The 18,211-nt window shown below is 59.3% G+C and carries 21 protein-coding genes and 1 pseudogene; 10 read left to right on the forward strand and 12 right to left on the reverse strand.

Annotated features, from left to right (window positions below):
• From C5J22_RS29730 to C5J22_RS29750, 5 genes are all read left to right on the forward strand, one after another.
• Window positions 1-271 (forward strand): TOBE domain-containing protein (locus C5J22_RS29730; RefSeq protein ID WP_172746820.1); only part of this gene is annotated, 271 nt, incomplete at its 5' end.
• Between the two features lie 29 nt (window positions 272-300).
• Entirely contained in the window at window positions 301-1,176 is an 876-nt protein-coding gene (locus tag C5J22_RS29735; RefSeq protein WP_105441222.1) for an ABC transporter permease, read from the forward strand.
• Window positions 1,177-1,252: 76 nt separating this feature from the next.
• Window positions 1,253-2,053 (forward strand): ABC transporter permease, encoded by an 801-nt coding sequence (locus C5J22_RS29740; protein WP_205837244.1) that lies wholly within the window; start codon window positions 1,253-1,255, stop codon window positions 2,051-2,053.
• Window positions 2,054-2,070: 17 nt separating this feature from the next.
• Complete coding sequence (locus tag C5J22_RS29745; RefSeq protein ID WP_105441195.1) at window positions 2,071-3,141, forward strand: ABC transporter substrate-binding protein; 1,071 nt, start codon at window positions 2,071-2,073, stop codon at window positions 3,139-3,141.
• Between the two features lie 34 nt (window positions 3,142-3,175).
• The gene (locus C5J22_RS29750) at window positions 3,176-4,687 is read left to right on the forward strand and encodes a M81 family metallopeptidase (protein ID WP_105441196.1); all 1,512 of its coding nucleotides are present in this window, start codon (window positions 3,176-3,178) and stop codon (window positions 4,685-4,687) included.
• 98 nt (window positions 4,688-4,785) lie between these two features.
• Here C5J22_RS29750 and C5J22_RS29755 read toward each other — a convergent pair whose 3' ends face one another.
• The 4 genes from C5J22_RS29755 to C5J22_RS31420 form a co-directional block, all read right to left on the reverse strand.
• On the reverse strand, window positions 4,786-5,070 hold the full coding sequence (locus tag C5J22_RS29755) for a hypothetical protein (protein ID WP_105441197.1): 285 nt from the start codon (window positions 5,068-5,070) through the stop codon (window positions 4,786-4,788).
• A 524-nt stretch (window positions 5,071-5,594) separates the two neighbouring features.
• Window positions 5,595-5,882, reverse strand: a complete 288-nt coding sequence (locus tag C5J22_RS29760) for a DUF1236 domain-containing protein (RefSeq protein WP_105441198.1) — start codon at window positions 5,880-5,882, stop codon at window positions 5,595-5,597.
• A gap of 103 nt (window positions 5,883-5,985) precedes the next feature.
• Window positions 5,986-6,207, reverse strand: coding sequence for a DUF982 domain-containing protein (locus C5J22_RS29765; RefSeq protein ID WP_172724374.1), 222 nt, complete (start codon window positions 6,205-6,207; stop codon window positions 5,986-5,988).
• 650 nt (window positions 6,208-6,857) lie between these two features.
• Window positions 6,858-7,007 carry a hypothetical protein gene (locus C5J22_RS31420; RefSeq protein ID WP_172746821.1) on the reverse strand — a complete coding sequence of 50 codons (150 nt, stop codon included), beginning with the start codon at window positions 7,005-7,007 and terminating at the stop codon, window positions 6,858-6,860.
• A 1,355-nt stretch (window positions 7,008-8,362) separates the two neighbouring features.
• On the opposite strand from C5J22_RS31420, the gene C5J22_RS29775 reads away from it, so the two are divergent.
• The gene (locus C5J22_RS29775; protein ID WP_105441200.1) at window positions 8,363-8,656 is read left to right on the forward strand and encodes a hypothetical protein; all 294 of its coding nucleotides are present in this window, start codon (window positions 8,363-8,365) and stop codon (window positions 8,654-8,656) included.
• Window positions 8,657-9,097: 441 nt separating this feature from the next.
• Here the strand turns inward: C5J22_RS29775 and C5J22_RS29785 are convergent, their stop codons facing one another.
• Window positions 9,098-9,493 (reverse strand): DUF1236 domain-containing protein, encoded by a 396-nt coding sequence (locus C5J22_RS29785; protein ID WP_105441202.1) that lies wholly within the window; start codon window positions 9,491-9,493, stop codon window positions 9,098-9,100.
• 250 nt (window positions 9,494-9,743) lie between these two features.
• Here C5J22_RS29785 and C5J22_RS29790 point away from each other — a divergent pair, with 250 nt between their 5' ends.
• Window positions 9,744-10,049, forward strand: a complete 306-nt coding sequence (locus C5J22_RS29790) for a DUF1236 domain-containing protein (protein WP_105432518.1) — start codon at window positions 9,744-9,746, stop codon at window positions 10,047-10,049.
• 73 nt (window positions 10,050-10,122) lie between these two features.
• On the forward strand, window positions 10,123-10,983 hold the full coding sequence (locus C5J22_RS29795) for a DUF1236 domain-containing protein (protein WP_172746822.1): 861 nt from the start codon (window positions 10,123-10,125) through the stop codon (window positions 10,981-10,983).
• Window positions 10,984-11,087: 104 nt separating this feature from the next.
• Here the strand turns inward: C5J22_RS29795 and C5J22_RS29800 are convergent, their stop codons facing one another.
• Window positions 11,088-11,510: a GNAT family N-acetyltransferase gene (locus C5J22_RS29800; RefSeq protein ID WP_105441204.1), complete on the reverse strand. Its 423-nt coding sequence runs from the start codon at window positions 11,508-11,510 to the stop codon at window positions 11,088-11,090.
• A gap of 86 nt (window positions 11,511-11,596) precedes the next feature.
• On the opposite strand from C5J22_RS29800, the gene C5J22_RS29805 reads away from it, so the two are divergent.
• Entirely contained in the window at window positions 11,597-12,700 is a 1,104-nt protein-coding gene (locus tag C5J22_RS29805) for a flavodoxin family protein (RefSeq protein WP_105425624.1), read from the forward strand.
• Window positions 12,701-12,726: 26 nt separating this feature from the next.
• A complete protein-coding gene (locus C5J22_RS31425) occupies window positions 12,727-13,059 on the forward strand; it encodes a hypothetical protein (protein ID WP_172746823.1) in 333 nt (110 codons plus the stop codon).
• A 327-nt stretch (window positions 13,060-13,386) separates the two neighbouring features.
• Here the strand turns inward: C5J22_RS31425 and C5J22_RS29810 are convergent.
• The 6 genes and pseudogenes from C5J22_RS29810 to C5J22_RS29835 all read right to left on the reverse strand — a co-directional run bounded on the left by C5J22_RS29810 (window position 13,387) and on the right by C5J22_RS29835 (window position 18,190).
• Window positions 13,387-13,703 (reverse strand): annotated as a pseudogene (locus C5J22_RS29810) (type II toxin-antitoxin system RelE/ParE family toxin).
• Between the two features lie 3 nt (window positions 13,704-13,706).
• The gene (locus tag C5J22_RS29815; RefSeq protein WP_105425627.1) at window positions 13,707-13,973 is read right to left on the reverse strand and encodes a type II toxin-antitoxin system ParD family antitoxin; all 267 of its coding nucleotides are present in this window, start codon (window positions 13,971-13,973) and stop codon (window positions 13,707-13,709) included.
• Between the two features lie 480 nt (window positions 13,974-14,453).
• The gene (locus C5J22_RS29820; protein ID WP_105425628.1) at window positions 14,454-14,984 is read right to left on the reverse strand and encodes a GNAT family N-acetyltransferase; all 531 of its coding nucleotides are present in this window, start codon (window positions 14,982-14,984) and stop codon (window positions 14,454-14,456) included.
• Window positions 14,974-16,317: an aminotransferase class III-fold pyridoxal phosphate-dependent enzyme gene (locus C5J22_RS29825; protein WP_105441205.1), complete on the reverse strand. Its 1,344-nt coding sequence runs from the start codon at window positions 16,315-16,317 to the stop codon at window positions 14,974-14,976. The genes C5J22_RS29820 and C5J22_RS29825 overlap by 11 nt, the downstream gene beginning before the upstream one ends.
• Window positions 16,311-17,585: an aminotransferase class I/II-fold pyridoxal phosphate-dependent enzyme gene (locus C5J22_RS29830; RefSeq protein ID WP_105441206.1), complete on the reverse strand. Its 1,275-nt coding sequence runs from the start codon at window positions 17,583-17,585 to the stop codon at window positions 16,311-16,313. Before C5J22_RS29830 ends, C5J22_RS29825 begins: the two co-directional genes overlap by 7 nt.
• A complete protein-coding gene (locus C5J22_RS29835) occupies window positions 17,582-18,190 on the reverse strand; it encodes a hypothetical protein (RefSeq protein ID WP_172746824.1) in 609 nt (202 codons plus the stop codon). Before C5J22_RS29835 ends, C5J22_RS29830 begins: the two co-directional genes overlap by 4 nt.
• Window positions 18,191-18,211: the final 21 nt, after the last annotated feature.

Consider the following 18,211-nt stretch of genomic DNA (forward strand, 5'->3'; position numbering starts at 1 on the left):
GATCAGGCCCGAAGCTATCACCATCAGTCAGCGTTTCGAACCTGGTCACCAGAGCGGTGTCGTGCTGCGAGGGACGGTCGAGGCGGTCATCTTCCTTGGCCAGGCGCATGTGATCCTCGTCCAGATCGAGGGGCAGGGGGAGGCGCCGGTTCAGGTCCTGGTTCCCTCGCTCATCGGACAGGCGACATTCGTGCGGGGCGAGAAGGTCGACCTCGCAATCGCTCCCTCTGCTGTAAGGCTGTTTCCGGAGCTTGCGGGGTCAGTGCAATGACCGCTACCGCGACCATCGATGCCCCGTCTATGCAGCGGATCAGGCGCCGGCTCCGGACCGGCTCTGCCCGCCGCTATTCGAAAACACTTTCCTTGATACTCATCGCTCCGCTCGTGCTGTTGATGGGTTTCGGCTTCCTCTATCCCGTCGGCAAGCTGCTGCTCGGGAGTTTCTTCGCACCCGAGTTCGGACTTGAGCAGTTCCGACGGCTCATGCGCTCACCGCTTTATATGACGGTTTTGCTGCGGACGTTCGAGATCGCGTTCGCGGTGACGATTGCGAGCCTCATTATCGGTTATCCGATCGCGTTTGCGATGGCGAAACTGCCACGCAGATGGGCGGCCCTGACCACGGTATGCGTGCTCATCCCGCTCTGGACCTCGACATTGGTGAGGTCCTACGCGTGGATTGTGCTGTTGCAGCGCAAGGGTGTTGTGAACGAGTTCCTTCTGGACCTGGGCTGGATCACCGAGCCTTTGCGCCTGATCTACACGGAAGGGGCGGTTATCATGGCAATGACCCATGTGCTCCTGCCGTATACGATACTGCCGATATTCGCGGCGGTGCGCGCCGTCCCAAATGAACTCGGCCAGGCCGCGAGAAACCTTGGGGCAGGGACCCTAAGTGTCTTCTGGCGGATCATGCTGCCGCTAAGCCTGCCCGGCGTTTTTGCGGGCTGCCTGATGACCTTCATTTTGGCACTTGGTTTCTATGTGACGCCGGCTCTGGTCGGTGGGCCCCGCACGATGCTGATGGCGACGCTCATCGGGCAGCAAACCACCGAGACGCTCGATTGGGCTTTCGCGGGCGCACTCTCGACGGTGCTTCTTGCCGCAACGCTCACCTTCGTCGTCGCCTTTCGTAAAACTCTGTCTCTCAATCGAGGATTCGCCGGTGTCTCCTGACATGGACTATGCACTCGCCGAGCGCGAAGCCGCTGAGATCGAAGGGCGCCGCGCGAAACCCGCCCGTCATCGGGCAATGGGACTGCGTCACATCTACGGGGCAGCGATGACGGTTGGTCTGGGGGCGCTGCTGTTCTTTCTGATTCTTCCGACCGTGCTGGTGATCCCCATGTCGTTTGGACCGGCGGACTACCTCGAGTTTCCACCGAAAGGCATCACCTTCAAATGGTACGTGCGATACCTGACCGATCCCAACTGGATCGCCGCGACGCTATTCAGTCTCAAGATTGCGTTGGCGACCACAGCCACGGCGACGATCATCGGCACGCTTGCGGCGGTGGCCCTTGTCCGTGGCGACCTGCCAGGAAAGGCCGTTCTTCAGGCGGTGACGATCAGCCCGATGATCGTTCCGCATATCGTCATTGCGGTATCGGTGTTCGTGGCCTTCGCGCCGCTGAAACTGTCAGGCAACTTCGTCGGGTTTCTGATCGCCCACACCATGCTCGCCGTCCCCTATGTCGTTCTGACGGTCACGGCCTCTCTTCAACGCTTCGACACGACGTTGGAACTCGCCGCATTGAACTGCGGCGCCGGCCGGTCGAGGGCATTCTTCAGCGTCGTGCTACCCGGCATCGCGCCGGGGGTCTCAAGCGGCGCGGTGTTTGCCTTCCTCGCATCATTCGACGAGGCGACGGTGGCTTTTTTTCTCTCCGGGATCGAAGGCAAGACCATCACCCGCAAGATGTTCGAGGACATCGACTTCAATCTGACGCCGGTCGTGGCGGCAGTCTCGACGATCATGGTGCTCGTCTCGCTGCTGGTCATGGGCGGCCTCACGCTATTTCAAAAACACCAGAAGGCCAGGAGCCGGAATTGACGGGAGGACAGCAGACAATGCGTAGTTTTTTAAAGAATTGCACGAATGCAGGCCTGATCGCTGCAGCCGTTTTCGCTGTTTCAGGGTCGGCTTCTGCGTCTGCCCAGGAAAAGCTTGTCATCGCCACGACAGGCGGGACCCTGGAACAGGAATTGCGCACCCATTTCTTCGACCCCTTTACCAAGGAGACCGGGATCCAGGTGATCACCGTATCGGGCACGGGCGCCGAGAATGTCGCCCGCATCAAGGCGATGGCACAAACCGGCAATGTCGAATGGGACCTCTATCAGGCCGGCGAGATCCAGGCGGCCTCGGAGCTTCACAAATTGATGAACGAGGACATGACCGAGTTCTGCCGTGCCTATCAGGGCGACAAGGATCTGCTTCCGGGCGCCTGCGCGTCCTCCGGCGTGCTCTCCGCCTATGGCACAACACTTCTGGCCTACAATACCAGGTCGTTTCCAGCACCCGGCCTCAAGACTTGGGCGGACTTCTTCGACGTGAAGAAATTCCCTGGGCCACGTTCGATGCCGAATTTCAATGACCCATGGCGGGTCATGGCGGCAGCACTCCTTGCGGACGGCGTACAGCCTGGCGCGCTGTTCCCGCTCGACGTCGATCGCGCGCTTGCCAAACTCGACACGATCCGGCCGCATATCAGCCTGTGGTGGAAGACGGGCGATCAGAGCACTCAGGGTTTTCGCAACGGAGAGTATGTCGCAGGCGAGATCTGGCAGACACGCGCGTCGGCATTGAAGAAGGAAGGACAGCCGCTCGCCTGGAGCCAGGATCAGGCCTTTCTTGTCGGGGACCGCTGGGCATTGATCAAGAAGGCGCCGCATCGCGCCAACGCGATAAGGTTCCTCGAATATTTCCTCGCGCATCCGCAGGCGCAGGCGAGGGTCTGTGAGGCACTGACCTGCACGCCGGCCCGATACTCGGCGGCGAAGGCGATGAACGCGGAAGCGCAGGCGGCCGCGCCGACCTCACCGGACGTGTTCGAGAAGCTCATCCGGCCGGACGCTGCCTGGATAAACGCCAACAACCAGATGCTGCTTGAACGCTGGAACGAGTGGAACCAGCGCTAATCTAATCCCTCAACCGAACAGAAAGCCTGGAAATATGAACGTGCCCAGCCAGAGGCCACGGATTGCCGTCGGCCGTCTATATCACGAGTCTAATCGTCTCAATCCGCAACCGGCCACCGCCGACCAGTTCGAGATACAACGGGGCGAAGCGGTGTTTGAATGTGCCGGCTCGACATTGGGAGGCATCATCCGGTACCTCAGGCAAGCGAACGTCGAGATCCTGCCGCTGATCTCCGTCTCAGGCCCGCCAAGCGGTCTCGTCGACCACGACTTCTACCAAGCGATCCGCAAGGAGCTGGTCGAGCGGATCGAGGCGTCGCGCCCTGATGCAATCATCCTTGATCTGCACGGCGCGGCGGCTTCGACCGAGATCGCCGACCTGGAAGGAGATCTGCTGGCCTATCTCAGACGGCATGTCGGCCCCTTCGTGCCGATTGGAATCGGTCTCGACCTGCACGCGCACCTGACCGACTCCATGCTGGAAAACACCGACATCTGCATTGCATGCAAGGAGAACCCGCATTCGGACGTCGTCGAATGCGGCATGCGAGCCGCGGAACTGACCCTGCAGGTTTTGAACGGCGACTTGCGACCGGTCGTGATCAGCGCCCGGGTGCCGATGATCCTGCCAGGCGCCGGCGAAACCACAAGTGGGCCGCTTGGTGAAATTCACGACCGGGCTCGAGAGCTTGCAGCCGGAACAAGCGGCATTGTCGATATCTCCATCTACAACGTCTTCCGCTACGCGGACGACTACAATATCGGGCAGGTGGTGACGGTCATGACCGACGGAGCCGTTTCGCTCGCTTCGCAGGTGGCCAAGGACCTCGCATGGGCGTTCTGGAACAACCGGGAACGCTTCATCGATGATCTTTTCGAGATACAGGATGCCTTCGAGATCGTGCGATCGCAACCAGCCAACCGCCCGTATGTCATGGCCGACATGGGCGACCGGATCCTGGCCGGCGCGCCCGGTGACAGCACGGTTTTGCTGGCGGAGGTGCTGGACCATTTCGCCGAGCTGCGAGGTGCCTTGACCATCACCGATGCGGCTAGCGTAAAACACGCACAGGATGCCGGATTGGGCGCCACGGTCACGCTCGACGTCGGCGGACAGATTTCGCCGGGGCTATCGTCGCGCAGGATCACCGGGAAAGTGATCCACCTGAGCGACGGCGCATATACGCTCGCCGGGCCATTCCATGGCGGGGAGGCAAGCTCCCTCGGTGCGGCAGCTGTCGTTCTGGTCGAAGAACGAGTGTTCGTGCTTCTCACCAGCAAACCCGCCTTCAGTCACGACCCCGCGGTGTTCACCAGCCAGGGAATTGACCTGAAGTTCGTCGATTTCGTGGTGGTGAAGTCGGGTTATCACTTCACGATGAATTTCAAGGGGATCGCGACGCCGCTCCTCGTGTCGACGCCCGGTGTCGGCTACTACCGGAAGGGGATCTTCCGTTACGACAAATCACGCTTTTGGCCAGAGCATGACATCGACCTCAAAGCAATCGAGACAAAAGCTTTTGGGAGTAGATCTATTTCGGCCTGATCAGCAGGCTCCTCCCGAGATACAACCAATGGTGGCCAGGGGATGGCGTCTGGGGGCGCCATCCCCTTGGCAACGGTGATTTGGAGAAGCGACGATGGTCAGTCGCCCTTCTCTCTATCGCCCGCCGTTAGCAGCCAAGCTACCGCCGCCCCAAGCAGCATGACACCGACGATGGCTCCGGTTGCTGCCGAAGGGTTCCTATAGGCAGCCTTGCCAAGGCCGTAACTTTCCGTTTGGAATTGCCGTGCGAACTGGCGGGCCTTAGGAGCGATGTATGTCGCAGCACTTCCCGCTGCGTCGCCAGCGTGCCCAGCGAGCATCGTGCGGAGATCGGCAAGCTGCTTGCCGATGCGGTCAATCTCGGAAATGTAGTCGCGCTTCATCACTATCTCCGATCATCCCGGTCGCGATCATATTCCCGGTCGCTCCCACGGTCGCGGCTGAAGCCGCGTCCCGATTCGCCGTCGGCCGAAGATGACGTTTGGAGCCTGTCGAGGATCTGTACCAATGCGTCGGCGCACTCTTTTGTAGAATCTGAATCAGCGCAGCGCAGGTCGACCCGGGTCCGACCATTCTCGACTTGGATGCGGGCTCCACGTTCTGATGGCGGTGGGCGGTGGCTCATACCCGGTCCTGGTCCACGTGGACCAGGAGGTGGTGGTGGCGGATTGTCTGCTGTTACTTCCGGGGGTGCCTTCGGCAGCGGGGAAGTGTCGGCCGGCGGAGACTGAGCGAAAGCGGCAGTAGCGGAGAGTCCGACGAGCAGCGCCGTCAGTCGGATATAGTTTCGCATGGGATTGCCTCTGATTTCTAGCGCAGATAGAACGTCGGACGGATGCCATCGTTCCGCCAGCAGATATTAAGGTGGATCAAAGTCGATCACCGGGACGGGCTATGCCTCCGTCCGTCACTCAACGATCCTAACCACCACGAAGGTCTTGAGGTCGATAATCAGCCGCTTCTGATTGACGATAGCGAAGGCGAAGTTCGGCGTATCCGGGATAGGTGACAGCACGAGGTTGTTTGGTATCGGCTGGCCAACGGCGATCTTCTCGCTGACCTGGACAGGATTGGCCGGCATGGGTTGCCTGCTGACAAAATCCACCGCCTTGTCGGGTGGAGCCGCCGTAGGTTGCTGAGCAAACGCGCCACCGGCTACTGCAACAAGGGCGGCGGCGAGGATAAAGTTTTTCATGACTATGCCTCTCCCTTGATTGATCCACCGCTCCGAATCTTCGGCACATCAATATGGACGTCAGGGTTAGAAAGGAACGGGACAATCTCTGCTTCGTTCCGCTTCAGTTCAATTGAGCCGACTTATGGGCCGCCTCAAATTTCTCGCGTGCTTCATCAGGGGATTTCCGACCATCGAGGGCGGCCAGGGCGCTGTTCTCAGCCGCTGACCATTCCTCATTTTTCCGATGCGGCCATCCGTGCATCAAGAATTGGTGCGCCTCGAGCGGCCCGGCTATCAGCTGTCCTGCAGCTCGAACTGATTCCTCCCACTTCAGCGTCAACATATTAGATCCTCCTAAAGAGGAAATAGCGCAGCCGGAGAGTAAGGCAAAATGGTCGACTACGGCCGGACGACGTTTTGGTGCGTCGGAAGCGCTCATTCAGGAACCAAAATCGAGTCGCTCGGTGCAGTTTTTGGGCAACATCCATGCGTCGCCCGAGTAAATATTACCGTAGTCCGAAGAAGCCGAGAATAAAGAGGACGATAACGACGGCTCCGACAAGCCATACGATGCTATTCATGGTGTCACCTACTGGTGGGTCTGATTTCAGATCCGGTTGGATCGCCAACAGAATGCCGTTGTCCGCTATTACGTTCCGAAAGACGTAGATCTAGATCCAAATCGTTAGCCGGCCTCCAGTTCTTCTTCAATCGGCCAGGCCGGCGGCTTTTGGGTTGATTCCACAAGGCGATGTGCCTGGCATTGGGGAAACGAGCAGCGCACTGTTGCTCCCGTACGGGTGCATGACTCCCAAGATGCCATGAATACCTGCCGTTTTTCCCGTGCGGCCGGGCACGATGATGACACCACCCAACGAGAATAGGATCCTGAAGGAAGCAGTGTGCCGGGGCATCTTGTCAGGGAAACGCTGGCCTTCACTATGAAGCCAGAGGGCGTGGCTGATCTGAAGCTGAAAAGCAGTGCATCTTGAGCTAGTTGGATGGCGCAGGCGCGGCCGGATTTTGGAGGTCACGAGTTGAAGGGGTGGGATGGTCACCGACCGAACTCATTTGAGCTTGGTCGATCACCGCCGTGACAATCCCCACCACGAGAACCAAGCCTGCCACGATCACGATCAGCATTCGCCTGCTCATGTATTTCTCCTGCATGCTTAATCGACAAGACGAACACGAGTTGGGGGAAATTGTTCCGCTTGATGTTGCCGCACCAACAGGAGTGGTGTTGCTCATTAGTTCGTGTTGCGTTCTTTCGGAGCCCGACTTTTTACTGATGCAAAACTGGAGCCGACGAAAGAACCGCAGCCGCGACATGAGCAGCGAGGGCGGAACGGAAGAAGCTTTAGCGAACTCAAATCGGCGGCGGAGGTCTCTTACTCGCGATAAAGACAAGTAGTCCAACGGCAAACCGAGCGGTGTCCTATCGCCATAATACTTGGAACGGCAGTGGGTTCCGGTCGCGGCCACTCCCTCTCAAGGCGTGCCATTCTCTACAGCCAGGGCCAGCCAAGAAACAGATAACCGATATCGTGGACCAGCTTCAGGCTACGAACAGGACGCAGACCCGGTAATGATGTGGCTGGAACCGCAAACTAAAATATTAAACACGCCGACAAGCGATCGCGGAAAATCACCTGCCGACAATCGATCTTAGGCGAGCTCTATCGGCCGAAGTCGCAGACCGGTTGATGATAGTCCGACCGCGCCCGTCTCGCATGACATAGCGTCCGTTGAAAAGCTCTTCTTCGATGCCACCTTTATGGCGGACCCCGATCGAGGTTTCTGGCCCGCCAACGAACGCACCCGATCCCGTGGTTGAGCTGTTGCTTGAAGACGACGAGGATCTTCCAGAGTTGCCATTCGCGCTACCAGTTCCGTTCCCTCCAGCGTTGTCGTTTCCATTCCCCCCGCCGTTGCCGTTGCCTCCACTATTTCCACCCCCATTGCCACCACCGTTGCCGCCACCTTGCTGGCCTTGTGCCTTCGTCTCGATCGAAAGCAGAGCCGCTGCGCCACATGCAACTCGGATTGCAGTGAGAGCAAGCGGTGAGGAAAGCGTCTTGGTCAAAAGCTGCCTTCGAGAGAGCAAGAAGTCCTCCTGGTGTCGCCTTTGCCACGCCTATCCTGCCGCCACCATAGACTAGGCGTGGGTCAAGCTTTGGCACATTTTGAACTATCCGGCTGCTGCACCAATAGCTACAACTCCTCCAGCGAGGATGATGATCGCGAACAGTAGCCACCGCGCTTGATAAACACTTTGATCCATTTCAGCCTCCAGGTCTTCGAACGTTGCTGCAAATCTCCCGGGGAGGCGCCAGTTCCCGTCGTAGGACCGAATTCATCGTCCCTCAGGACCTTAGTCCTGTGACCACCGGGCGAAGGTCGTATTGAGATCGTACTGAAGGCCCAACGAGGAACATCGGGAGATTAGATCTGTTCAAGATCCCAGACGACTTCCACGGGAGGTCCAGGAGGTTGACATGAACTTGATGCGCCCAGTGACTTTGAGGACTCATCTTGCGGTGAAGTTGACCGCTATGAGGATCGCAAAGGGCGCGTTCGCTCTCCCGCTGATCCTGCTCATGTGCATCGGAATCAAAGCCTTGGCAGCCGAGCCGAGACTGTTGGTCGATGCCCATGTCTGGACCAGACATCCGGATGGCAGCTCACCGAGCCGCTCCGCCGAAACCAGTGCCCACCAAGAGGCACCGGCAGCGAGAATTGAACCAGGTGCAGATGCAGCCCAGGCGCTTATCCTCCTGGTTTCGCAATGATACCTGCAGGGCTTCGACAGCCGACGATCGAACGAAGATGGGCAGTACAGACGAGGCCAGCGCCAACGGCGCCGCACCACGCGGATCCCACGGGGCCACCTGCCGTCGCCGGGTGAATGCAGCATGTGGTATCGCGGCATTCCGGCAGGTCAACAGCCGCCGCACCGTTGCCAGGCTTTCCTGCGCGGGTTCCGGTAGCACCACCTCCGGGTGATCGACAGATTTCAGGATTTCGTCGTCAGTGCCAAGTCCTCAGGAATATAGACACGGGCAGGGGAGTTTTTGGAGGAGTCGTTGAGCACGACAAGGGCCACGACCATTCCCACCATGGCCATCAAAACCATCAGGACGGGGGTGCTGCTACGACTGCTTCTGGGCTGATTGTGCATCATGTATCCGTCGGAGAGGGTCGGGCGTGTATGCACGCCCGACCGTGCCAATTTAGTTGATGACCTGGATGACCTTCCGCGAGGAAGGCTCGACGATCACACGCTGCTCGTTCACGACTGCGTAGGCGTAGTTCGGATTGTCCGGCACTGCCTTGACGACGACAGTCGAGGGTAACGGCTGGCCGACAACCACCTTCTCCTTCACCACGACGCGCTCCGTCGGTGGGGGCAAGTCACGGACATAGGTGACGACCGTCGGCGGCGGCGGATCGATCGCCGTACCTGCGACCGCGCCGACCACGCCACCGACCGCAGCCCCGACTGGACCACCGACGATAGCGCCGGTTACCGCACCGCCAGCCGCTCCGTTGACAGTGGACGACTGAGCAAAGGCTGTTCCGCCTGCCAGCGCGAACATAGCCGTCGCCAGGATGAGTTGCTTCTTCATTGTGATTTCCTCCTTGTTTGCTGCGGCCGAAGCCGTGAGCCATCAACGTCGGCCCCCATACGACGTTCCTCCGTCTGGACTTCGGTCCAGGCGCCATAGGCCTTTGTGCCCAATGCTGGACGGATGGGTTGGGCCTTAGGTCCCAGAGCTTTCGGACCGAAGTCCGAGCCCCGGAACACGGTGATCCTTCCGCGGTTGTTCCAACACCTCGCGAGGCGAGTGCGGGAACAAGGAAAAGAAGGATAACATGATGAAAAAGTACATGATTTTCGCAGCAGCAGGCCTAGCCGCCATGGCAGGAACTTTCGCCGCTTCAGCACAGACCGTCGTCGTGGCCCCCGAGCAGGAAACGGTGATCAAGGAGTACGTCACCAAGCAGAAGGTGAAGTCCGTGGATGTTCCGAATGTCACCGTCAGTGTCGGTGCATCGCTTCCTGAAACGGTCGAACTCCACACGGTCGACGTCCCGGACGTGAAGTACCGCTATGCCGTTGTCGGCGGAAAAACCGTGCTGGTTGAGCCGAGCACCCGCAAGGTCGTGCACGTCATCAACTGATCAGCTTGGAAAATCTTCGCGTCCTGTAGTCGTCGGACATGTGGACGCCGCAAACCCAAAATGGAGAACCAACATGAGATTCTTTGATAGGAAAGCCCTCCTCGTCGCCCTGCTTGCAGGCTCCACACTTTCGCTTCCCGCGCTCGCCCAGAATTCGTCGGGCGGCTCTGCCGATCCGAGGCTTCTTCCCAAGGAGGGAACCTCCAAGCAGGGCTCGGCCTCCGGTAGCCAAGGCACCAAGGCCACCACTCCAGAGGCGGGCGCCTCGGGCCAGTCGGCAGGCAGCAACAGCCCGGAGGCAAAGCAGCCGGCGCAGAATCAGGCCCAGTCGGAACAGCTCCGCAAGCCCGGCGAAGCAGGTAGCGGCGCGTCGAAGGACGGCCAGAGCGCTGCCACGAAGGACAGCCAGAGCAAGACCGGCACCGACGCGGCCCAGACTGACGATCAGAAAAAGAAGATGAACCAGGACGCCGCCGCCGGTGCGGGCGCTGATCAGACAAAGCAGTCGGCCCAGGGCTCCGGCACTTCGACCGAAAAGAAGGATATGAACGCGGCCGGCAGCACCACTCAAACAAGCCCCGACACCAACACCAATACAGCGACCGGTACCCAGCAACGCCAGTCGAGCGAGACCGACGCGGCCTCGGCTAACCGGCCCTCGAACGAGGTCACCGGCAGCATCAATATCTCCACCGAACAGAAGACCGAAATTCGAAACGTCATCGTGGAGAACAAGGTCGAGCCGATCAAGCCGAGCTTCAGCGTATCGGTCGGCGTGGCAGTCCCAAAAACGGTGGAACTGCACCCGCTTCCGCCGAGGGTCGTCGAGATTCTCCCGGCCTATCGCTCGTACCGCTACTTCGTGCTTGCCGACAATCGCATCGTGATCGTCGAGCCGGATACCTACGAGATCGTCTACATTCTGGTGGTCTGACTTCGGTCGCCACGTCTGGAGGGAGTGCCGCGGGGAGGGTAGCGGCGCTCCTTCTTGTCATCAGTCAGGGGCGATGGAGCCCTGTATCGAGCACGGCTTCGGGATCAAACAACAGGCCCGAGACAAGGTGGCGAGCCTCTTGGTGAACGCCAGCCGGTGTAAAGGAAGGCGTCGAAAGCCGAATTCGATCGCGGCTTCAAGATCTCCGGCGATCCACTTGCCGGAGGAAAACCCGAACAGGCAGGCACCGACCTCGACATCATTTTCGTCATATCGCGCAGTCCGGCGCGACCAACGAAGGTCAGGTCACCGTTCGGCTCACGGAGATAAAGTATCCAGAAGCCATAGCCATAGCGATCCCATTCATCGAGATAGAGATCGAGACGAGCGTCGGATTCGGCCCGCGTCAACGGTTTGCCCTGCATGATAAGTTTTACGACAAGCGGATCGGTATGAAGGCGGTGCAGCGCGCCGCCGTCGCGGGCGGTCACCGGCCGCATGAACAGCCGTTCAGTCTCAAGGTTCATCGGCTGCGACCTCTTCTTTTAACACGCGGCGAGGAACAGTCGGTTGGCGCGGACGTTCAGTCAGATCTTGATCTGTCGGAGCGACCATGCCTTCTTTGCCTATTTCTGGAACGCCAGACCTTGAACCTCGCAAGGGTAGCCCGAGCCCTCGGCTGCCTGAGGAGGAATTTAAGCGGCGTTTCCTCAACCAGTTCCAGGATCCTGCCTATGAGCCGCTTTCTGCCGAACTTATCAAAATCACCGAGGCGGCTTGGGACGCCTATGAACACTCCCGCAAGAGCCCGAAGACTCGCAAGGCCGGCCAGGAATTCGCCGATCCCGAATATGATCTAGCCGTTGATTGGTTGGCTGCGCGACAAGCCATCCAGGAAGCGCAGCGTCGGCATGAAGATCCGAACGGCCCGATCCGCTTCCTGCTGATCAACGGGTCATCGCGTAGCGAACATACCTGTCCAGGCGAGCTTTCGAAAAGCTTCCGGATGGTGGAAGCCGCCCGGGAGGTCTTGGAGCAGGATCCGCGGGTTAATGTGGAAATACTCGATCTCAGCCGGCTGGCCTCCGAATATGGTCGACAGATCCACCCGTGCAAAGCCTGCTTTTCCACCTCCGCCGCTCTCTGCCATTGGCCCTGCTCGTGTTATCCCAACTATTCGCTTGGCCAAATCCATGACTGGATGAACGACATCTATCCGCTTTGGGTCGAAGCGCACGGCATCATGATAGTCACGCCGGTGAACTGGTACCAGACGTCCTCACCATTGAAGCTCATGATCGACCGCCTCGTCTGCGCCGACGGCGGCAATCCGGACCCGACATCAACGCATGGCAAGCATGCCAAGGAAGCGAAAGAAATAGAGATGAAGGGCTGGGACTATCCGCGACATCTGGAAGGCCGCTTCTTCTCGGTGATCGTCCACGGTGATACGGAAGGGGCGGAGAACGTTCGCCGATCGGTTTCCGACTGGTTGAGGTCGATGGACCTGGAGCCGGCCGGGGCGCTGGCCGAGGTCGATCGCTACATCGGCTACTGGGAGCCTTATGCGACCAGCCATACGGCCTATGACAGGGATCAGCCTGTTCAGGAGGAAGTGCGAAACGCAGCCCGGACGCTCTACCAAGCAGCCGTTGCCAAGCGGCAGGGACTGCAGGTCGCAGCCGGCTTAGACCTGACGCAGCCTCGGCAGAAGTAAGATGCTGGTTGAGGCGACATGAGCTCATGGAACTTTCGACGGTCGCGCAGGTTCATTTCGCCGCATACTGCGACGGGCTGCTTTCCAACAAGAATGTCCGAGCCTTCTATCGACTGTCCCTGACAATCATGCTCACCGCGCAATCAACGCGCTCTGGGCGTATCGTCTTCAGACGATCCAACGATTGGTTGCCTGTCTTTACCAGCACGAAGCGCCAACGAAGCCAAGCACTGGATCGACGAGGCCGGGCAAAAGGCGTTTCTCGTTTCGGGCGATATTTTGGGGACGCTCAATACTGCTGCAGGATTATCGAGACGGCGCGTGCGGAAACCGGCAGTGCCATCATCAACAAGGCTTAGATCAATGCCGACAGAGCTAGCCCGCACCTCCTAGCTTACCTCGTGCAAATAGATTCGGTGCAAACGCGACCGACAGGCGCCAGGTCACGCGATCCTTCTCGGCCAGCTAGTCCGGGCGCTGCTGCCGTCCGTGATGGTGTCCCTGACAGTGTTATAGCTTGGTTGATCAACGAGCGTGCCGGTCGGGGGTGGTCAGCTTGCCGCCGCAGGCTGAGGGCCTGCCTCCTATTTTCAGTCGATCTGGCCCGGCATCATAGTTCAACGACGATTGCAACTGGATGCCAACATTGTTCCTACCTGGCTGTTCGGTTTGCCTACCAGACCGTGCTATTGATTTCGTTCTTCAAGAATCTCGTCATTGATGTCACGGCCGCGCGCGAACACGCCGAGAATGAACACCTCGTCGCCGCGTACCGAAAATGCAATGCTGACGTTGCGTCGGTAGCCGATGATCCTCAGGCCGGGGATGGCGCTTTCCCGCACGGTGCCGCGCTCAGGAAAGGTGTCGAGCCCTTCGATGTGTATGTGATCACAGCGTCGACATATTCTCCAGCGACGCGTGTACCCGCGTCCACGGCTATATCGGCGTAAAGCTTGTCGAGTTCCGCCTCCGCCTTGGGATGGTAGATAATCCGGTAGGCCATGTCCTACTTGGCTTCCGCCGCATGTTGTCGACGCTTGGCCTCAAAGCGGGCACGCACGGTTTTTGCCGGAATGCCTATGGAAGGATTATGCGTCAGCTCGTCATAACGCCCCGGAATTTCTTCATTGAGCCACCGCTCACGCGCGGTCTCATGGTCTTCCAGCAGCCGCAGACCGGCGCGGACGACCTCGCTGGCGTTGTTATAGCGGCCGGATTCCAGCTGCTTTTTCACAAATTCCTCGTAATGGTTTCCAAGCGCGACGTTTGGCATGGCATCCCTTTCGTTACTGTCCAGTATGGGGCAAGCATCAGTGGATGGCAATAGATGTCAAACTTTGACCGATGTAGCCAATGCTCTCTCCGTGAAATCGGGCAGGAGGAGAGTACGAGGGGAGGGGCATGGGCTCTCCTCGCGCGGACGCGATCCGGGTCGAACCCGGCCGCGTCAGCCTTAGCCACCATGCGAAGTCCCCCGGCACCGAGTTCCGGGCTGCTCCAGTGGAACGTTGCCTTGTTCACTCGGCCTGCTTCATCCCCGGCAACACGCAACTGGGAAGGAAGCCAACCCTTGCCCGGCAATTGCTTTTCGGCCTCCGCGGCGGCCTCGGCTTTCGGGGCATTTTCAATCACCAGCGCCACGTGCAACGGCAACAGGCGGCCAGCACTTCGGCAATGCCTTCGGTGGACAAGCGGTTGAAGGGGCTGGAGCCTCGACCTACGACCAACAGTCCGCAACTTGGCGGCAATGCCGCTAAGATGAAGGCATCGGAAACGTGGCTGGTCGTTGGATCTCATAGAAACGAAAGGCCGTCCCAAGATGTTCGGTCATGCCGACGAACGAAAATCCCAACCGCAGCATGGCCTTCTGAGACCGGATGTTCGTCGGCCTGACGACGCAGACCAGCCGGCGCAGAGGAAGACGTCGAAAGCCGAACTCGATCGCGGCTCCAAGACTTTCTCTGGCGATCCCCTTGCCGGAGGAAAACCCGAAGAGACAGACACCCACCTCGACATCGTTTTCGTCATATCGGCGCAGTCCGGCGCGACCAACGAAGGTCAGGTCGCCGTTCGGCTCACGGAGATAAAGTATCCAGAAGCCATAGCCATAGCGATCCCATTCATCGAGATAGAGATCGAGACGAGCGTCGGATTCGGCCCGCGTCAGCGGTTTGCCCTGCATGATAAGTTTTACGACAAGCGGATCGGTATGAAGGCGGTGCAGCGCGTCGCCGTCGCGGGCGGTCACCGGCCGCATGAACAGCCGTTCGGTTTCAAGGTTCATCGGCTGCGACCTCTTTTCTCGCATGGGCTCTCGCGACCACCGCGCACAGGGCGTCTTCGAAGACTGCAGCAAGCATACTGATGTCCGTCGGCGTCATCGGAGTCGAAATCGCCCCAAGGCCGACTTGCGAAATCAGAACACCGCGATCACGCATGTGCCTGATAACGTCGGCGAGCGTAACTGAATGGCGCGAGGCGAGATGGGCGTCGGCATAACTTGAGATTTCGCGGGCACCGATGAAGATGCGAAACAGCGATCCGGCGCCGGTGACCGCGCCGGTCACGCCCGCGCTTCGAAACGCATCGGCGAGCACGTGTCGCGCATCGTCACCGAGTTGATTGATGCGCTGAAACTCGTCCTTCGTCATCGCGGCCATCGCAGCCAGGCCCGCAACCATGGTCATCGGATTGGCCGTGAACGTGCCTGAATGCGCGACATGCGGTCCTTTGCCCGATGGCGCAAACACCTTCATCACATCGCTGCCGCCCGCGACCGCACCGATGGGAAGACCGCCGCCGATGATTTTGCCGGAGGCGGTTATATCGGGCTTGATCGAGCTTTCGCCGAAGGCCCCGGTGTATCCGAGCCTGAAGCTCAATACCTCGTCAGAGATCAGAAGAGCGGATCGGGCTGACGTCCATCGTCTCAGATAGGCAAAATATTCCGGAGTGATTTGAACGAGGCCCGCACGAGAGGGCAGGGGGTCGATCAGCACGGCAGCGAGATCGCATCCGGCAGCGGAGAGGATGCGATCGCTATTTTCGATGTCGTTGAAGGGGATCGCGACCGTCTGCTGCGCGACCGAAGCGGTTAATCCGTCGTGCTCAAGGCTGCAGCCCCCACAGCCATCGGTCCAGCGGATTGGCGGCGCGGAGACGTTGATTTCGATCGGGTCGTAGTTCCCGTGATAGGCGCCCTCGCATTTTGCCACGAGCGTCCGGCCGGTCAAAGCCCTTGCAGCCTTGATGGCCATCATCACCGCTTCGGAACCGGTGTTGGTGAAGCGCACGCGCTCGAAATGCGCCACCCGGTCGCAGAGAAGCTCCGCGAGTTCGATCTCGGGAAATGTTGGGTTCGCAAAGCTCAAGCCCTTCATCAGTTGCGCCAGCAATGCGCTTGTGACGTCGGCATGACCATAACCGTGGATCAGCGCGGTGAAGTTGTTCTGAAAGTCGAGATAGCGGTTGCCATCCACGTCCGTGACATAGGCTCCCTCACCTGATGCAAGATAGATAGGATATGGCGTGGCAAATGCTGAGCTTCGTGTATTTCCCATGGGCATGACGCGTCGCGCCCGCCGATTTGCTGCCGCGGAGACGCCGGTGATCAGCATGGACGCGGTCCCGATCCGTCGGCCGCAGGTCCGTCGATAATGGACCTCAGCTCGCGGCCTAACCAATCGACTTCTTCAACCAGATGGGTGGCCGTCGGGCAAACGCGCAAACCCGCTCTTCCCTGGGCCACCGTCGGAAAAAAGATCGCGGACGTATAGAGGCCACGGTCGAACAATTGGCGCGCCGCTGAAATAGCTGCGCGCTCGTCTCCGAGCATGATGGTGCGGATCGGAAAGGGCAGGGAGGTCTGCTCGGTTTCGATCATGGCATCAAACTGTTTGATCCGCTCTCCCAATGCAATCTGGCGATCGAGGAGTTCCTGGGTGCGGTGAAGATTGGCCGATGCGATCGCGCCGCCGACGCCGGCAAGATTGACAGGAACCGAAAAGGCGAATGCCAGCGCGAACCGCCGAAAGAGATCTTCCTGGCGTTGCGACCCGAGCATGAGCAGCGCGCCGGAGGCGCCAAAACCCTTGCCAAGCGACGCGGCAATGATGGTGCGATCGCCAAATTCCTTGCCGATGGACGAGCGTGCATAGCCTTCCCCTCGGAAACCGAAAAGCGATATGCCGTGGGCGTCATCGATGTAGAGGAATAATCCGTATTGCCGTTGCAGCCTGAGCAGTTCATCGATCGGGGCTGCACCGCCCATGGAATAGAGACCATCGCAGACAAAGGCCACGATCGGGTTTGCCCGACAGATCTGCTCGAGCATATCGACATCATTGTGATCGATGGTGAGCACTGTGGTCTCGGCAGCGACGAGCGGCTTGTGGACCGCTAGCGTCGCGTGGACCAGCCGGTCGAAGACGACAAGTGGTTTCTCACCCCCGGTCAGGTAACCGGAAGCCAGGATCGGCATGGCACTCAGATTGGCGGCAAGCACGGTGGAGAACGTGATGACATGCGCCTGAAACAGATCGGAAAGGTTCTCCTCAAGGTCAGCGAGCAGCCCAAAATTGAGGCGCGTGCGTGCGCAGGACCAGTGCAGGGAGCCATAATCCGCGATCGCTTCGATGGCCCCTGCGATGATGGCTGGGTGATTGTCGAGACCAAGGTAGGAACAGCGGACGAAGTCGACGACTTCGCGGGTGCCACTCTGCCGATCCTTAACATGGACGAGGCGTCGTTCAACCGACTTCGCGCTCAGTCCCATCACACCTGCATCAAACGCAAGAGCGAAGATGGGGTCGGCGCGTTCGATGATACGTTGGGTATTCCGCATCGATCGCGGTTTGGCTGCAGAGGTCCGACTGTCTTTCGTCATGGCACCCTCCCGATATCAAGGAAGGATGGTCGCGTGACAGCAATATTGCAAACAATATCAATGATATAGAGACGATATATCGACTGGACGGAGCACGATTGGGAGTTGGCGTGCGCTGGCGCAGACCGGATGCGGACCTGCCCAAATCCGCGCAAGATCGGCAAGGATTGTCCTAAGCTCCGGCCACGGGGCTTCTGGAGGGCAGAACCTGGATCCTCCTTTTCCAGGAGGGAATGCAGCTTCACCGCGACGCCGGCGGCAGATTGAGGAGCCGCGCTCAACAAATCCTTTGCCAACGCCTCCTCGATATCGCGATTTCCTCCTCGGCTTTTTTTCGCCTTGGTATATCCGACCCGCTTGTCCGCCGCCTTCCATTCGCTCCGGCGGGCGACCAATGCGGCCCTTGCTTGCCGCCGCATTTCATCCTGATCAGCGTTCGCCAAAAGACGGTCGATCTCCCGGCCGCAATAGGCCCAAAGGAAACCACAGTCTTCCGAGTAAGGGACTTTCCTGCGAGGGAGATGCATCATCTGGCTGACAAGGAGGCCCAAAGCAGCCGTTCCGCAACGCGAATCTCGATGCCCGTTTTGGCCGTAAGTCGTCATGGCAGGATAGCGTGTAGGCGA

The organism is Neorhizobium sp. T25_13 (genome assembly GCF_002968675.1).
Classification (GTDB): domain Bacteria; phylum Pseudomonadota; class Alphaproteobacteria; order Rhizobiales; family Rhizobiaceae; genus Neorhizobium; species Neorhizobium tomejilense.

Coding starts and splice junctions, on each gene's coding strand:
- C5J22_RS29735 (WP_105441222.1), top strand. CDS start 301: ATGCAGCGGATCAGGCGCCGGCTCCGGACCGGCTCTGCCCGCCGCTAT.
- C5J22_RS29740 (WP_205837244.1), top strand. CDS start 1,253: ATGGGACTGCGTCACATCTACGGGGCAGCGATGACGGTTGGTCTGGGG.
- C5J22_RS29745 (WP_105441195.1), top strand. CDS start 2,071: ATGCGTAGTTTTTTAAAGAATTGCACGAATGCAGGCCTGATCGCTGCA.
- C5J22_RS29750 (WP_105441196.1), top strand. CDS start 3,176: ATGAACGTGCCCAGCCAGAGGCCACGGATTGCCGTCGGCCGTCTATAT.
- C5J22_RS29755 (WP_105441197.1), bottom strand. CDS start 5,070: ATGAAGCGCGACTACATTTCCGAGATTGACCGCATCGGCAAGCAGCTT.
- C5J22_RS29760 (WP_105441198.1), bottom strand. CDS start 5,882: ATGAAAAACTTTATCCTCGCCGCCGCCCTTGTTGCAGTAGCCGGTGGC.
- C5J22_RS29765 (WP_172724374.1), bottom strand. CDS start 6,207: ATGTTGACGCTGAAGTGGGAGGAATCAGTTCGAGCTGCAGGACAGCTG.
- C5J22_RS31420 (WP_172746821.1), bottom strand. CDS start 7,007: ATGCTGATCGTGATCGTGGCAGGCTTGGTTCTCGTGGTGGGGATTGTC.
- C5J22_RS29775 (WP_105441200.1), top strand. CDS start 8,363: ATGAACTTGATGCGCCCAGTGACTTTGAGGACTCATCTTGCGGTGAAG.
- C5J22_RS29785 (WP_105441202.1), bottom strand. CDS start 9,493: ATGAAGAAGCAACTCATCCTGGCGACGGCTATGTTCGCGCTGGCAGGC.
- C5J22_RS29790 (WP_105432518.1), top strand. CDS start 9,744: ATGAAAAAGTACATGATTTTCGCAGCAGCAGGCCTAGCCGCCATGGCA.
- C5J22_RS29795 (WP_172746822.1), top strand. CDS start 10,123: ATGAGATTCTTTGATAGGAAAGCCCTCCTCGTCGCCCTGCTTGCAGGC.
- C5J22_RS29800 (WP_105441204.1), bottom strand. CDS start 11,510: ATGAACCTTGAGACTGAACGGCTGTTCATGCGGCCGGTGACCGCCCGC.
- C5J22_RS29805 (WP_105425624.1), top strand. CDS start 11,597: ATGCCTTCTTTGCCTATTTCTGGAACGCCAGACCTTGAACCTCGCAAG.
- C5J22_RS31425 (WP_172746823.1), top strand. CDS start 12,727: ATGGAACTTTCGACGGTCGCGCAGGTTCATTTCGCCGCATACTGCGAC.
- C5J22_RS29815 (WP_105425627.1), bottom strand. CDS start 13,973: ATGCCAAACGTCGCGCTTGGAAACCATTACGAGGAATTTGTGAAAAAG.
- C5J22_RS29820 (WP_105425628.1), bottom strand. CDS start 14,984: ATGAACCTTGAAACCGAACGGCTGTTCATGCGGCCGGTGACCGCCCGC.
- C5J22_RS29825 (WP_105441205.1), bottom strand. CDS start 16,317: ATGCTGATCACCGGCGTCTCCGCGGCAGCAAATCGGCGGGCGCGACGC.
- C5J22_RS29830 (WP_105441206.1), bottom strand. CDS start 17,585: ATGACGAAAGACAGTCGGACCTCTGCAGCCAAACCGCGATCGATGCGG.
- C5J22_RS29835 (WP_172746824.1), bottom strand. CDS start 18,190: ATGACGACTTACGGCCAAAACGGGCATCGAGATTCGCGTTGCGGAACG.